This is a genomic window from Pseudoalteromonas sp. MMG022 (assembly GCF_021654245.1).
In the GTDB taxonomy this organism is placed as follows: Bacteria; Pseudomonadota; Gammaproteobacteria; order Enterobacterales; family Alteromonadaceae; genus Pseudoalteromonas; species Pseudoalteromonas amylolytica.
Genome location: NZ_JAKFZQ010000005.1, coordinates 31,763 through 46,418, shown reverse-complemented (window position 1 = coordinate 46,418; position 14,656 = coordinate 31,763). Strand labels below are relative to the sequence as shown.

10 protein-coding genes and 9 tRNA genes are annotated in these 14,656 nt (G+C 42.7%); 4 read left to right on the top strand and 15 right to left on the bottom strand.

Annotated elements, in window-relative coordinates; all coding sequences use genetic code 11:
* Positions 1–44: 44 nt before the first annotated feature.
* The 14 genes from L1070_RS06105 to L1070_RS06040 all read right to left on the bottom strand — a co-directional run bounded on the left by L1070_RS06105 (position 45) and on the right by L1070_RS06040 (position 6,927).
* Positions 45–995, bottom strand: a complete 951-nt coding sequence (locus L1070_RS06105) for a hypothetical protein (protein WP_237124862.1) — start codon at positions 993–995, stop codon at positions 45–47.
* A gap of 228 nt (positions 996–1,223) precedes the next feature.
* A tRNA-Leu gene (locus L1070_RS06100) sits at positions 1,224–1,310 on the bottom strand.
* Between the two features lie 35 nt (positions 1,311–1,345).
* A tRNA-Cys gene (locus L1070_RS06095) sits at positions 1,346–1,419 on the bottom strand.
* A 15-nt stretch (positions 1,420–1,434) separates the two neighbouring features.
* Positions 1,435–1,510: transfer RNA gene (locus L1070_RS06090), tRNA-Gly, on the bottom strand.
* A gap of 107 nt (positions 1,511–1,617) precedes the next feature.
* Positions 1,618–1,693: transfer RNA gene (locus L1070_RS06085), tRNA-Gly, on the bottom strand.
* A gap of 30 nt (positions 1,694–1,723) precedes the next feature.
* A tRNA-Leu gene (locus L1070_RS06080) sits at positions 1,724–1,810 on the bottom strand.
* A 27-nt stretch (positions 1,811–1,837) separates the two neighbouring features.
* Positions 1,838–1,913 (bottom strand) — tRNA-Gly (locus L1070_RS06075).
* Between the two features lie 107 nt (positions 1,914–2,020).
* Positions 2,021–2,107 (bottom strand) — tRNA-Leu (locus L1070_RS06070).
* 35 nt (positions 2,108–2,142) lie between these two features.
* Positions 2,143–2,216, bottom strand: a tRNA-Cys gene (locus L1070_RS06065).
* 15 nt (positions 2,217–2,231) lie between these two features.
* Positions 2,232–2,307: transfer RNA gene (locus L1070_RS06060), tRNA-Gly, on the bottom strand.
* 221 nt (positions 2,308–2,528) lie between these two features.
* Positions 2,529–3,074: a CDP-diacylglycerol--glycerol-3-phosphate 3-phosphatidyltransferase gene (pgsA, locus tag L1070_RS06055; RefSeq protein ID WP_070984773.1), complete on the bottom strand. Its 546-nt coding sequence runs from the start codon at positions 3,072–3,074 to the stop codon at positions 2,529–2,531.
* A gap of 42 nt (positions 3,075–3,116) precedes the next feature.
* Positions 3,117–4,940 carry an excinuclease ABC subunit UvrC gene (uvrC, locus tag L1070_RS06050; protein WP_070984771.1) on the bottom strand — a complete coding sequence of 608 codons (1,824 nt, stop codon included), beginning with the start codon at positions 4,938–4,940 and terminating at the stop codon, positions 3,117–3,119.
* Between the two features lie 12 nt (positions 4,941–4,952).
* Positions 4,953–5,603, bottom strand: coding sequence for a UvrY/SirA/GacA family response regulator transcription factor (gene uvrY, locus L1070_RS06045; protein WP_070984768.1), 651 nt, complete (start codon positions 5,601–5,603; stop codon positions 4,953–4,955).
* Between the two features lie 178 nt (positions 5,604–5,781).
* Positions 5,782–6,927 carry a dicarboxylate/amino acid:cation symporter gene (locus L1070_RS06040; protein WP_237124861.1) on the bottom strand — a complete coding sequence of 382 codons (1,146 nt, stop codon included), beginning with the start codon at positions 6,925–6,927 and terminating at the stop codon, positions 5,782–5,784.
* A gap of 216 nt (positions 6,928–7,143) precedes the next feature.
* Here L1070_RS06040 and L1070_RS06035 point away from each other — a divergent pair, with 216 nt between their 5' ends.
* The 3 genes from L1070_RS06035 to L1070_RS06025 all read left to right on the top strand — a co-directional run bounded on the left by L1070_RS06035 (position 7,144) and on the right by L1070_RS06025 (position 11,608).
* A complete protein-coding gene (locus tag L1070_RS06035) occupies positions 7,144–9,483 on the top strand; it encodes a DUF5916 domain-containing protein (protein ID WP_237124860.1) in 2,340 nt (779 codons plus the stop codon).
* A 134-nt stretch (positions 9,484–9,617) separates the two neighbouring features.
* Positions 9,618–10,586 (top strand): cysteine synthase A, encoded by a 969-nt coding sequence (gene cysK / locus L1070_RS06030; protein WP_237124859.1) that lies wholly within the window; start codon positions 9,618–9,620, stop codon positions 10,584–10,586.
* Between the two features lie 122 nt (positions 10,587–10,708).
* Positions 10,709–11,608, top strand: a complete 900-nt coding sequence (locus tag L1070_RS06025; RefSeq protein WP_170829123.1) for a transporter substrate-binding domain-containing protein — start codon at positions 10,709–10,711, stop codon at positions 11,606–11,608.
* A gap of 46 nt (positions 11,609–11,654) precedes the next feature.
* Here L1070_RS06025 and putP read toward each other — a convergent pair whose 3' ends face one another.
* The gene (gene putP, locus L1070_RS06020; protein ID WP_237124858.1) at positions 11,655–13,133 is read right to left on the bottom strand and encodes a sodium/proline symporter PutP; all 1,479 of its coding nucleotides are present in this window, start codon (positions 13,131–13,133) and stop codon (positions 11,655–11,657) included.
* Between the two features lie 279 nt (positions 13,134–13,412).
* On the opposite strand from putP, the gene L1070_RS06015 reads away from it, so the two are divergent.
* The gene (locus L1070_RS06015; RefSeq protein WP_237124857.1) at positions 13,413–14,645 is read left to right on the top strand and encodes an EAL domain-containing protein; all 1,233 of its coding nucleotides are present in this window, start codon (positions 13,413–13,415) and stop codon (positions 14,643–14,645) included.
* Positions 14,646–14,656 lie beyond the last annotated feature (11 nt).

Sequence of the window (14,656 nt, the reverse complement as noted above, 5' to 3'; positions counted from 1 at the left end):
CCGCATGATTAGTTCATTGAGTTAAAGTCATACTCAACTAAATATTAATACCAGTAGCAGGTTACAACTTTTACTTTGTGTGCCTCTGAGATAACGCAAGCCAATTTGCCCAACCCACCAGCACCTCCACCGTTACCATCACCACCGTCATATTCTGAGTAATTGGGGCTAAAAACTTCACGCAGATGATCTGAAATCGACTCTGGCTCGCCTCGCTCTTCAAGCCTATCAATATCAGTACCGATTCTGCCAAAATATCGCTCCAACCCAAATTTAGTTTTCGGTATCGACATGCCTTTTTTATCTTTAAACTTTAGATTCTTAAAACGCATTCTTACCTTTGAGTCCGCATACATCATGCTTAGGTCAACATCCGCTTCAACCTTAGTACCGTCCGCAAAAGTATATACCACAGTCATTTCTTTATCAGACAGCCCAACGGAAATTACCCCTAAACTTAAGCCAAATCCCTTGGCGGCAAACTTCGCGAACTCTGAGTCAATCACACTAAATTCATCTGCAAAGTTCTGGGCATGATAATCAGCGAGCCAATCACCAAATACACTGTCTGACATGCGTACTGCATCAAAAGCGGACTTAAAATCAGCTTCCTGATACTGAAAGCTCCCAGTGACCTTGTCCATCGCTATGGTGGTTTTTATATCGGTTGTTTTTAGCTCAGAGCTCAGAGGAGATGACGCTGAGTGAGTGCGTCTGAGTGTCACCGAAGAGCCACTAGCCATAGCAGGTCCTGCCATCGCCACGTGATATTCTTGCACAGTGTAACGACCTGAACGCGATCGATCGGCAATATAAATTTTTTGTCCCCATGTATAGGCTGCATTCGCCGCGACCTGCCGCTTTTGAGAGTCAGAACAGCCATGGCACGGCAGAATTAAATCTACCTCCATACTAGGGCGCGCTGAGGCATTAAATACACTGCACAACATAAGCATTGCGATGCCCATACAGGCGATTTGAAGATTAAATTTCATAAAATATCCTTTTTATGTCTGATAGAAAATTAAACTGCCAAAATAGTAATTCAATCGAATATGAAAAAAAACATTAAAATAACATTTTTTACATTTAATTAATTACTTCGTATTCGAAGAGACAAGAGGACACATTAACTTTATGAGTATCAGTGAAAGTAGTTGCTAAAAAGCACGAGAGTACAAAGAATAAAAATGTGGTATGAGAGCTGGTGAAAAAATTTAAAATGGTGCCCGGGGCCGGACTTGAACCGGCACGTTGTTACCAACGAGGGATTTTAAATCCCTTGTGTCTACCAATTCCACCACCCGGGCGTCGGGTTGCTTTCGCGTGTGGAGAGTTTGATAAATGGAGGCGGAACCCGGAGTCGAACCGAGGTAGACGGATTTGCAATCCGCTGCATGGCCACTCTGCCATTCCGCCGTCTTATCGAAAGTTTGGAGCGAGTAACGAGGTTCGAACTCGTGACCTCGACCTTGGCAAGGTCGCGCTCTACCAGCTGAGCTATACTCGCATCACTAATGCGTATCACCAGTTGAAATTATTAAACGCTAGGTTGCATCTTTCTAATTCCAGCTGAGCTGTACTCGCAAACTTCAAAAAGAGGACCTGATATTTGATTGGAGCGAGTAACGAGGTTCGAACTCGTGACCTCGACCTTGGCAAGGTCGCGCTCTACCAGCTGAGCTATACTCGCATCTCAAAGAGATTTTTATCTCTAATCAAATGGTGCCCGGGGCCGGACTTGAACCGGCACGTTGTTACCAACGAGGGATTTTAAATCCCTTGTGTCTACCAATTCCACCACCCGGGCATCGGGCCTTATACAAAAGCGTTAGATTGGAGCGAGTAACGAGGTTCGAACTCGTGACCTCGACCTTGGCAAGGTCGCGCTCTACCAGCTGAGCTATACTCGCATCACGAAATGCGCTTTCATCAGTTGAAAATATCAAACGCTAGGTCGCGTCTTTCTAATTCCAGCTGAGCTATACTCGCATCTCACAGAGAAATACTCTAATCTAAATGGTGCCCGGGGCCGGACTTGAACCGGCACGTTGTTACCAACGAGGGATTTTAAATCCCTTGTGTCTACCAATTCCACCACCCGGGCATCGGGTTTGCTTTCGCATGTGGAGTGTTGAGATATGGAGGCGGAACCCGGAGTCGAACCGAGGTAGACGGATTTGCAATCCGCTGCATAGCCACTCTGCCATTCCGCCGACTTAATTAAAGATTGGAGCGAGTAACGAGGTTCGAACTCGTGACCTCGACCTTGGCAAGGTCGCGCTCTACCAGCTGAGCTATACTCGCATTACCAATGCGTTTTTTATCAGTTGAAATCATCAAACACTAGGTCGCGTCTTTCTAATTCCAGCTGAGTTATTCTCGCAATCTTTAATTTCAAAGGCGTGCTGCCCTCTCAACACGGACGCATTCTACAGAAGTTACGAAACGCGTCAATATAAAAAATGAATGTTTTTAATCGTTTGTTCAAAATTTATCTAAACTGATGTGTTAATAGGCACATCTAGTTAAGATTTAGTCAATTCTGCTTTTGCAGCATATAAATAAGCGACCATCGACGTCACCGTTAAGAAGGTGGCAATTGCTAGTAGCGCATAACTTAAATGAATCATCCACGGGGCGTATTGCCATATCAAACCGATAATGGCCAACATTTGCGCCGCCGTTTTAAATTTCCCAAGTGAAGAAACGGCAACGTCATCACGCTTACCCAGCTCCGCCATCCACTCTCTTAGTGCAGAAATAACTATCTCGCGACTGATAATAATAATCGCAGCCGCCGTTACGAAGTAATTTTGATAATAGGTCGCCAGCATAACCAGAGCAACACTCACCATCACTTTATCAGCAACTGGGTCTAAGAACGCTCCAAAAGGAGTCGATTGCTCTAATTTACGTGCTAAATAGCCATCAAGTATATCAGTCACAGAGGCGAGCCAAAAGATAAACGCAGCAGCAAAAAATGCCCATGAGTATGGCAAATAAAACAAAACTGCAAATACAGGAATGAGTAACAACCTAAATGTTGTAAGTGTGTTTGGAATATTCCACATAACTACTTAGTGAGGTCTTTTTCTTTATGTTCGCATGAATGCTTAAGCTTTGTCATGCAAATGGTTAAATATCTTTTCAGCCGTTTTAGGGCTGATCCCGGGAACTTGTTTTAACTGGTGGATGCTGGCGGCTTTCACCCCTTGCATTCCTCCTAAATATTTCAAAAGTGCCTGACGACGTTTAAGACCAACACCTTCAATTTCTTCCAAAACGGATTGAGTGCGCTGTTTTTGTCTTTTGTTGCGATGCCCTGCAATGGCAAACCGATGCGATTCATCCCTGATGTGCTGAATTAAATGCAGTGCAGGTGAATCACTATCTAAATTAACCGTTCTACGCCCACCATCAATTAATAGTGTTTCTAGACCAGGTTTACGACTTGTGCCTTTGGCAACACCAACGAGTAATGGTAACTTATCTAACGGCCAATCAGCAAAAAAAGCTTCAGCTCGGCCCAATTGGCCTTTACCACCATCGATAAAAATAACGTCTGGAACCTTTGTCTCGTCCTGCAATTTTGCGTATCGTTTATTGAGCGCAAAGTCCATAGCGGCATAATCATCACCAGGTGTTATCCCAGTGACGTTGTAGCGACGATACTCTTTGTTATTTGGGCCTTGCGAATCAAACACCACACACGATGCCACAGTATTTTCACCCATGGTATGACTGATATCAAAACATTCCATTCTTTGTATATCACTCACTTGTAATGCTTCTTTGAGTAGCGCATAGCGTTTGTTAATAGAATCTTGTGCGCTTTGTTTTACAGCGATGCTATTGGCCGCGTTTTTATTTGCCAGCGCCAAATATTGAGCTCTTTCGGAGCGCACTTGTGCTCTGAATAACACTTTTCGCTGTGCCACTTCACTCAAAGCGTCTGCCAGTTCCTGTTGCGCGTGTATTGTAAACGGTAGAATAATTTCTTTTGCAATACGGCTATTTGTACCGCCACTGAGGTAATACTGACCAATAAATGAGGTGAGTATTTCATCCTCCAATGAATCTTTTGGGACTTTCGGAAAGTAAGTTTTTGTGCCCAACACTTTATGCTCTCGGATCATCAACATATGTATTGCCACTAAGCCATTTTGCTGTACAAAGCCTATGACATCCATTTCTGCGAAGTTACCTGCTACCGATTGCTGTTCCTGCATTTGTCTCAGTAAGGCAATTTGATCGCGATACTTGGCAGCCAATTCAAAATTCAAGGCCATACTTGCGGTTTCCATACGCGCAACTAATTTTGCAATGACCTGTTGTGATTTACCGTTTAGAAACTGACGAACCAAATCAACCTGATCGAGGTACTCTTCATCTGACACCTTGCCAACGCACGGCGCGCTACAACGCTTTAGCTGATACTGCAAACATGGACGACTTCTAGCACGATAGTAAGCATCTTCACACTGGCGCACGGGAAAAATCTTTTGCATCAAACGCAAGCTTTCTGAAACCGCAGCACTGCTTGGGAAAGGACCGAAATATTCACCTTTGTACTTTCTCGCGCCACGGTGAAATGCCAACCTTGGGTGTTTATGACCACTTAGAAAGATATACGGGTAAGATTTATCGTCTCGAAGTAAGATATTGTATCTAGGTTGGTATTTTTTAATTAAGTTATTTTCTAGCAGTAGCGCTTCGGTTTCTGTGTTGGTGAGCGTAACTTCAATACTACAGATATTACTTACCAGTACTCGGGTCTTGCTATCAGGAATGTTGGCCCGAAAATAACTCGAAACTCGCTTTTTGAGATTTTTGGCCTTGCCCACATAAATAACCTGATGCTCGTCGTCGTACATACGATAAACACCAGGTTCTGTGCTCAAGGTTTTGAGAAACGCTTTGTGATCAAATACAGCCATCTAAGTGATAGGTTAATGTGTGGTATCAATGTCTATCATTTTATGACGAATTGCTAGGTGTGTTAACTCCACATCGCCGCCTACGTTGAGCTTTTCAAACATTCTGTAGCGATAACTATTGACTGTTTTTGAGCTCAAGTTCAAACGCTCTGCAATGTCTTGAGCTTTTTCACCCTTGGTGATCATCAGCATGATTTGTAGTTCACGCTCAGAAAGAGATTGAAATGGGTTTTCATCGTTGCGGCCACTGAACTGAGCCAGAGCAATTTGCTGCGCGATTTCTGGCGCTATATAGCGCTGCCCAGCATTCACTGCACGAATTGCATTGATCATCTCGTCGGGACCTGCCCCCTTGGTCAAATAACCGTGCGCACCTATTTGCATCACCTTACTAGGGAAAGGATCCTCACAATGAACGGTTAATACGATCACCTTAACATCCGGGCAGTAACGACATATCTTTTTTGTCGCTTCTAATCCACCAATGCCAGGCATGTTCATATCCATTAACACAATGTCTGGCTCACCTTGACGACAAAATGCCACCGCTTCTTCACCAGTTTTAGCCTCTCCGACCACTTTAAAACCACGTACATCATCCAATATACGTTTAATACCTGTTCTCACAAGTTCATGATCATCAACTAAAAGCACGTTAATCAATAGTACATCCCCTCACTGTTACCTCGGCCCCTGTGACTTTAAATCACAACACGCCCAGATTACCATAGAAATATATAAATAAATAAATTATTCACACGTAAATAACGCATGCTGTTTACAAAATAATCACACAAAGGTGACGTCTAGATCACCTTTGAGTTTAGTGCATTATGTGGGGTTATGCGCGTTGCGAGAAACGGTTAACCCAAAGCGCTATCACACCGTCGCCTGTTACATTACAGGCAGTGCCAAAACTATCTTGTGCCAAGTACAGTGCAATCATCAACGCCACCGCTGCTTCGTTGAAACCCAGCATTGATGTAAGCAGACCTAGTGCAGACATCACCGCGCCGCCTGGTGCCCCAGGAGCTGCGATCATCACTACACCTAACATAAAAATAAATGGCAACATTTGTACTAATGAAGGAACCGCCATCGAAGGAGAAAGAAGCATCACAGCCATAGCACAGGTAACAATAGTAATCGTCGAACCTGATAGATGAATAGTCGCACATAGTGGCACTGAGAAGTTCGCAACCTCTTCTTTGACACCATTGGCTTTACTAGACCTAAGTGACACTGGAATAGTAGCGGCACTTGACATGGTTCCTATCGCTGTAAAATAGGCAGGAAGCATGTTCTTGATTAATTCAAAAGGACTGCGCTTGAGTAGCATGCCTGTGCCAACATACAACACTGTCAACCACAACCAGTGCATAACAATGGCCGCAACCAACACAATACCAAAAGTGCTTAGCGTATCAGCAACAGTACCCGCAACCGCCATCTCAGCGAATACCCCAGCGATATAAAAAGGGAGCGCTGGAATGATCACTTTACTTAATAATCCATCTATTACATCTCTGCCCTGATCAGTGACCTCTTTTAATGTCGTTAAATTTAACTGGCTGATCCCAATACCAAAAATAAAAGCCGTTGCTAATGCTGTCATTACTCCCATTAGCGGCGGGATCTCTACATTGATATAACTGCCAATCTCAGTTGCTGACGACGCTTCGTAACTCAAAGCACCATCAAAAAATGGAATAAAGGCATTTACTAAGATAACTGCCAGTGTACCGGCAATAACAGTCGAGCCGTACGCAAAACCGACGGTTTTTCCAAGTAAGTGTCCTGATCCCTTTGGTAACCCCGCAATACCTGATGCAATAAAAAACAATATAATCAGAGGGATAGTAAAACTAATGAGTTGACCAATAATAACTTTAGCAGTGTACAAAAGCTCAACCAGCGCCATAGGCAGATAGAAACCGGCGGCAATACCGACCAAAATACCAGCAATAAGTTTAAGAATTAACGACATAATACTTCTCTAACTAAAATGATGCGTTGTTGTATCACGTTTTACAGCGCAATTGCCACAAATCCCTGAATATTACATGTAAACCGCTGTAAAGCCTGCAATGCGTTGAGTAAAGGACATTTAACTTATTAAACTGCAGCCCAACGCGAAAGGTTTGTTAACATTACCTGCATATTATTAAATAGCCGTCTACTCTATGACGATATATTTAGCAGCATGATAAACAAAGTTATTTTCGCATTAAGCTCTCTTCTCGCTTTGAGTGCAAACGCCAATGAACTCGGTGAACCACTCCCTTTTATCGACACTCGAGCAACAATTGACGGTAAACTTAACGACCCTGTGTGGCAGCAAGCAAAGAAAATTGCCATCGATAATGTAACTTGGCCGCAAGAAAACATCCCCAGCCCAGTCACAACCACGGCCTATGTATATGAAAATGGCGAGTCACTATTTGTCGCCTTCAAAGCAGACGATCCCAATCCTGAGCTAATCCGCGCTTTCTTTCGAGACAGAGACCGTGCTTGGAATGATGACTTAGTGGGTATCAAAATTGATTCTTTTAACAATAAACGTAGTGCCTACCAGTTTTTTATCAATCCACTTGGTGTTCAACAAGATTCAATCGAAAATGAATTAACGAAAAATGAGAATAGCTCTTGGAATGGCATTTGGGACAGTGCTGGAATGATACATGAGCAAGGCTATAACGTAGAAATAGAAATACCACTACGCGTGCTCAATTTCGATGATTCCAAAAAAGTAAAGCATATGGCCATGGAGTTTCTAAGGTTTTTACCAAGAGATCAACGGCTCAGACTATCCAATATGCAAATCTCCCATGCAAATAACTGCTGGATATGTCAAATGCCGCTGTACAGCGGTTTTGAGTCAGCTAAACAAGGTAACAACATTGCGATTATTCCTTCATTAGTGTTGAGTAAATCGCAAACACGAGATATTGACGAGCGTGACATCGCCGAATGGGAAGATGAAGATAATACCGAGCCTGGGCTAGATTTAAAATGGGCGATTACCCCAGATACCACTTTAAATGCTACGCTGAACCCTGATTTCTCACAAGTAGAAGCTGACACGGGCCAACTCAGTATCAATGATAGCTTCAGCCTGTTTTTCCCTGAAAAGCGTGCCTTTTTTTTAGATAACTCAGACTACTTCTCTTCACATTTAAACCTGATACACACCAGAAACATTGCTGCACCCGATTATGGTGTTAAATTATCAGGAAGCAAGTCTGGTCACACATACGGGCTGTTTGTAACCAACGACGAGCATCTCAATGTCATGGTGCCTGGCAATCTGGGTTCAAATATCGTGTCACTAGAGCAAAAAAGTAACAATGCTGCATTGCGCTATCGTTTTGATGCTAACGATGGATTGTCGATAGGCTCAACGGCTACCCTAAGAGACAGTGACAATTACAAAAATAAGGTAGTGAGCATTGACACTAAATACCAGCCCACCGCCAGCGATACATTTAAAATTCAGATACTAGGGTCCAATACCCATTACAGCCAAGCGTTTGCGGATGAACTATGTGACGGCGATGAGGGAAATTGTTATAAGCTGCCCACTGAAGTATGTGTAGCTGGGCAAGACTGCGATTACAACGAAAGTGTTTTGCGAGTGCTAGAGCAGGATGACCTAAGCGGTTTGGGGTATTTTGTAAATTACGAGCACAACACCAAACATTGGCGAGCATTCACCAGCTATCAGAGCTTTGATGCAGATCTTAGAGCTGACATGGGCTTTATGTCTCAGGTTGACTTCAACAAATTTCTGACTGGTTTCGAATATCGCTGGTACGGTGAGCAAGACAATTGGTGGAACCGTGCTCGCTGGTATACCGATTGGGATATCACACACAATGATGACGGTGAGTTACTGGAAAAAGAAGTTCAGACCAATTTAGCAATTGATGGACCGCTGCAAAGTTTTATTGACTTTGGTGTAGAACATAGAAACCGCCGTGGTTTAAGGCATAACAAAGCCAGTCTGGAAATACAAAACAATAGCGATCTATTTTCTGAAAATGTGATCTGGACCTACATGGAAATAAAGCCTGTTTCAGGACTATTCGCGGGACTGAATTTGCGCACCGGAAATAAAGTGGATCTGGCCAATAATCGCGTCGGTAAAATGTACTTTGCGCGACCTGTAATAAACCTCAATTTAGGAAAACACTTTGAAGTTAACTTTAGACACAGCTACGAAACATTAGACGCGGATGATGCAAAGGTCTACACAGCCAATCTAACCGATGCCCGTTTGACCTATCAATTTAATATTAATAGTTATTTACGTATCGCAGTCATCTATACTGATATCGATAGAAACACCAGTAACTATATTGATGAAGTTGACGCGAACTATAAAGGGCTGAGCACCCAACTGCTCTACTCTTACAAGTTGAATCCCCAAACCGTGTTCTTTGCTGGCTACGCCGACAATGGATATCAGGATGACGACCTATCGCGACTCACAAAGGATGAAAAAACCTTCTTTGCTAAATTTAGTTACGCTTGGCTAATGTAATAAGGAATCACATTTATATTTCTTTTGGCTATAAGCATATTTGATATATCTTATAGCCATTCTTTACTTCAGTTTTATACAAAGCTAAGTAAAGTGTGATGTTAAGTAAAACCTAGAGCACCTAAGGGAACACAATGTCTAAGATATTCGCAGATAACAGCCTAACAATTGGCCAAACGCCGGTTGTAAAATTAAACCGCGTGACAGGTGGTAACGTATACGCAAAAATTGAAGCTCGTAACCCAAGTTTCAGCGTTAAATGTCGTATCGGTGCTTCTATGATTTGGGAAGCAGAAAAATCTGGTCTTTTAACAAAAGACAAGGAACTCATTGAGCCGACTTCTGGTAATACAGGTATCGCTTTGGCATTTGTAGCAGCTTCTCGTGGCTACAAGCTAACATTGACTATGCCAAATACTATGAGCCTTGAGCGCCGCAAGCTACTTAAAGCATTGGGTGCAAACTTAGTGCTAACTGAGGGTGCTAAAGGTATGAAAGGCGCGATTGAAAAGGCCAATGAAATCCAAGCAAGCAACCCAGACAAATACATCTTGCTACAACAATTTGAAAACCCTGCTAACCCTAAAATCCACTTTGAAACTACCGGTCCTGAAATTTTCGAGGCAATGGATGGCAAAGTTGATTATTTCGTTGCAGGTGTTGGTACAGGCGGTACTATCACAGGAACTACTCGCTACCTGAAAAATGAAAAAGGTTTGCAAGTTAAAGCGATTGCCGTTGAGCCTTTAGACTCACCAGTGATCACACAAACACTTGCTGGCGAAGAAGTAAAACCTGGTCCTCATAAAATCCAAGGTATTGGTGCAGGCTTCATTCCTGGTAACCTAGATCTTGAGTTAATTGACGGCACAGAGCTTGTTTCAAACGAAGACGCGATTGCCATGGCGCACCAGCTAATGAAAGATGAAGGCATCTTAGTGGGTATTTCATCAGGTGCTGCCGTTGTTGCCGCAAAGCGTATTGCTGAAAAGCCAGAGAATGCCGGCAAAAACATTGTGGTTATTTTACCAAGCGCAACTGAGCGCTATCTATCAAGCCCACTATTTGCAGACGAGTTTTCAGAGCAAGAGCTTGTACAGTAATAATCTTTATTGATATCAAAAAACCGGCGTTAGCCGGTTTTTTTGTGCCTCAAACATCGTGGCAAATTTCGCTCCATTTTCTAAACTTAGTAAACATACTGTTTATTCAACCATAAATTACCATGCATATAGCTTTAATCTTAATGATGGTGTTGTTTACACCTTTGGTATTCGCTCAAAATGCCACAAATGTGGGTTACTTTAAAGATGCAAGCTACCACCTTGTGCAAGGGGTTGAGCATGAAAACGGTTATCTCTATAACCCTAAGGGTGACAAAAAGTTACTACGAGTTGTTACATTAGATTGGCCGCCATATATCGGCCAAGCTCTGTGTAATAAGGGTTGGGTATTCCAATTCGCAGTGGCAATACTGGCCGAACAAGGCTATAAAGTTCACGTTGAGTTTTTACCTTGGGCACGCGCGGTGAGAGCCGCCGAAACAGGTAAAGCGGACATATTAATGCCCGAGTATTACATCGAAGACTCCGCACCATCGGATTACATACCAGGTAAAACGCGCAGAGAAATGCTAGCACTGTCTAACTCGTTTCCAGGGGGAGAAATAGGTTTTCTCAAGCGCAAAGGCGAGAAAGATCGATTCGATGGCAATTTGCTTTCACTAAAGGGGCAAAAAATAGGTGTAGTTCGAGGCTATCAAAATACCCCTGAGTTTGACGCCATGATGGATAACGGAGAGTTCGTGATTATTGAAGCGGTTGACGATCTGCAACTAGTCAAATTGCTGGTTGGCAAACGTGTTGACTTAATCATCGGCGACCCTAAAGTCCTGCGATTTACCGTTAATTACTCACAACTGAGTAAGCCCGAAAAGGTTAACTTGTTAAGTAATATAGAAAATGAATCTAAGTTACTGAAGTATAACTATCTATACTTTGCTTTAAGTAAAAGTAAACCTCAGTGGCGTCAAGTACTCGATGATATTAATAAAAGCCTGTACCAGTTTAGCAATAGCGGCGAAACTGAGCGTATTATCGAAATGGGAAATTTAGAGTGCTTTTAAAAAAAGCGCCATACGGCGCTTTTCTAGTCAATAACTCAGTGTCGCTTTATAGCTCACTTTGTACTTTCTTAAACAGGTTTTGAATCGGTTCACTTGGCTCTGATGTTATTAAACTAACACCAACAATCGTCGCCGTTGATACGATAAAGCCAGGTACGATTTCATAGATGATCGAACTTAACGTTTCACCGCCTATCGTAATAGGCGCGTAAATCCACACAAGCACAGTCACTGCGCCCGATATCATCCCCGCCAATGCCCCAGCAAAATTCATGCGTTGCCAACATAAGCTCAACAACACTAGTGGACCAAACGCAGCACCAAAGCCCGCCCACGCATTACTTACTAAGTCTAAGATAGAGCTATCTCTATCATAGGCTAGGTAAATAGCACATAATGCAACGGCTACTACGCTTAGACGACCAACCAACACAAGCTCTTTGTCTGTTGCTTCTCTGTGTACAAAAATTTTGTAAAAGTCTTCTGTAAGCGAGCTTGAACTTACAAGCAACTGAGATGAAATCGTACTCATAATTGCCGCCAAAATAGCAGCTAGTAGGAACCCAGCAATTAATGGGTGGAAAAGTAACTGAGAAAGAATCAAGAAAATAGTTTCAGGGTCGTCAACAACAATCCCTTTTTCATGAGCGTAAGCTGCACCAAACAAACCTGTACCAACTGCCCCTAGTGCTGCGATGATCATCCAAGACATACCAATACGACGCGCCGTTGGCATATCTTTAACGCTTCGCACTGACATAAAGCGCACGATAATGTGTGGCTGGCCAAAATAACCTAGGCCCCAAGACATTGCAGAGACAATACCGATGGCCCCACCAGCCCCAACCCAGGTTAGCATTTGTGGATTAACCGCATCTAACGTTGACGATAACGGTGCATCAAGTAACGAGTAGGTTACCACTGGCACCAGAATTAGCGCGATAAACATGATGCAACCTTGCACAAAGTCAGTCAGACTGACCGCTAGGAAACCACCAAACAAAGTGTAAAGCACAACCACGCCCGTGGTGATGTATAACCCAGACTCATAACTCATACCGAATGAGCTTTCGAATAGCTTACCACCTGCTACCACGCCTGATGAGGTGTATAACGTGAAGAACACAATGATCACTAATGCAGACACAATACGTAGTGCATTGCCTCTATCTTCAAAGCGATTAGCAAAGTAATCTGGAATCGTAATTGAATCGTTAGCCAGCTCGGTGTAAACACGTAACCTTGGTGCAACCAACAGGTAATTTAACCATGCACCGATTACCAAACCAATTGCTATCCAAGTGCTACTGAAACCTGTAACGAACATGGCCCCGGGTAACCCCATCAGGATCCAACCACTCATATCAGAAGCGCCTGCTGACAGAGCAGCTACACTTGGCGGTAAACTACGACCTCCAAGCATGTAACCAGAGACATCACTGGTTGATTTGCGATAGGCATATAAACCAATGCCCAACATAACCACAAAATACAAAACAAGCGAAATTATCGTGCCTAATTCCAAAGTTACCTCCTCAGTTATCAGCACCCTACTCAATGACAATTATCCAGCACAGGCCTTTCTTATTGGCATTAAATAGAGGGCATTATTAGTGTAGCCTGACTATATCATGAATATTCTGCACACCCCAGCATAGTCGCTAACGTTTCACGGTCAACTTATGTTCAGTATCCATACAGCTTTGGTTAAGTAAAAACGGATGAGGCTAAAGCTTTTAAATAATGAATTAGCATTAATGTTTGACTATTATTAACAACAGAAGGGTTCTATTTTTTGGTGTGTATGAACTTTTACGCGGCACGGCAACCTATTTTTGACAATAACAATGAACCAATAGGCTATGAGATATTATTTCGCAATGGTCCGCATAATGTATTTCCGAATATTAATGCTGATAAGGCAACTTCTCGGTTGCTAGAAGGTAGCCAGTTTTACTTTGAGCTCGCTGAGCTTAGCAACCATAAACCCGCATTTATCAATTTCACCTTAAATACCTTACTACTTGGCTACCCCTTTATGCTGCCGCCCAAGCATATGGTCATTGAAATAGTTGAATCTATTGAACCGGGAAAAAAACTATTAAACACTGTAAAAGCGTTGCATCAAAAGGGTTATCGTATCGCCTTAGATCACTACCGCCACCAATCTGCTTGGCGGCATTTTTATCCATACATAAAATATTTAAAAATAGATGTTAGCTGCACACCGTTGCCCGAAATACATCTCATAATGAAAGAAATTGAAAAGCATAAGCAGATAAAATTAATCGCAGAAAAAGTTGAAAACCACCGGCAATTGGAACAATTAAAGCAACTCGGGTTTTCTCTGTTCCAAGGGTTTTATTTTGCCAAGCCCGAAATGCTCACCAGTAAAATGTTCAGCGCCAGTGAATTATCAATCGCTCGATTACTCAGCGAAACGGCCAATGAATATGTCGACATTAAAAAGCTCACACCAATATTTGAACGTGATATTAATTTGTCTTATAAACTTTTACGCTATACCAACTCAGCAATATTTAAACGACGAGCGAAAATAAGCAATATAAAACAAGCTTTGGTCGCGCTAGGTAATGAAGAACTAAAACGGTTTTTATCACTAACATTTGCCGCACAAATCTCCCCAGAGAAGCCAGCTGAACTGATAAAACTTTCTTTAATGCGGGCACGATTTTGTGAACAACTGGCGTTAAATGCCAACAGTAAAAAGTATGTGGGCCCTGCATTTTTGACAGGTATGATGTCACTGATAGATGCAATTCGCGATGACAGCATGGAAAACATCATGGATAAGCTCCCACTGGTTGACTCTATCAAACAGGCGTTGGTGAGTGGCGAAGGTCCATTGGCACACTTACTATTGATAGTACAAAGCTATGAACAAGCCGATTGGCAAGCCGCACAAGCGCAATGCCGTGCACTTAACATCGACCCTGATGTACTACCTTTAGCATATAATGATGCGCTCAATTGGTGTAACGAGCAAATGCAAGTGCTTGCTTGCGAGATACATTGATCCCTCGAAAA

Coding starts and splice junctions, on each gene's coding strand:
- cysK (WP_237124859.1), top strand. CDS start 9,618: ATGTCTAAGATATTCGCAGATAACAGCCTAACAATTGGCCAAACGCCG.
- L1070_RS06025 (WP_170829123.1), top strand. CDS start 10,709: ATGCATATAGCTTTAATCTTAATGATGGTGTTGTTTACACCTTTGGTA.
- L1070_RS06105 (WP_237124862.1), bottom strand. CDS start 995: ATGAAATTTAATCTTCAAATCGCCTGTATGGGCATCGCAATGCTTATG.
- uvrC (WP_070984771.1), bottom strand. CDS start 4,940: ATGGCTGTATTTGATCACAAAGCGTTTCTCAAAACCTTGAGCACAGAA.
- pgsA (WP_070984773.1), bottom strand. CDS start 3,074: ATGTGGAATATTCCAAACACACTTACAACATTTAGGTTGTTACTCATT.
- L1070_RS06035 (WP_237124860.1), top strand. CDS start 7,144: ATGATAAACAAAGTTATTTTCGCATTAAGCTCTCTTCTCGCTTTGAGT.
- L1070_RS06015 (WP_237124857.1), top strand. CDS start 13,413: ATGAACTTTTACGCGGCACGGCAACCTATTTTTGACAATAACAATGAA.
- L1070_RS06040 (WP_237124861.1), bottom strand. CDS start 6,927: ATGTCGTTAATTCTTAAACTTATTGCTGGTATTTTGGTCGGTATTGCC.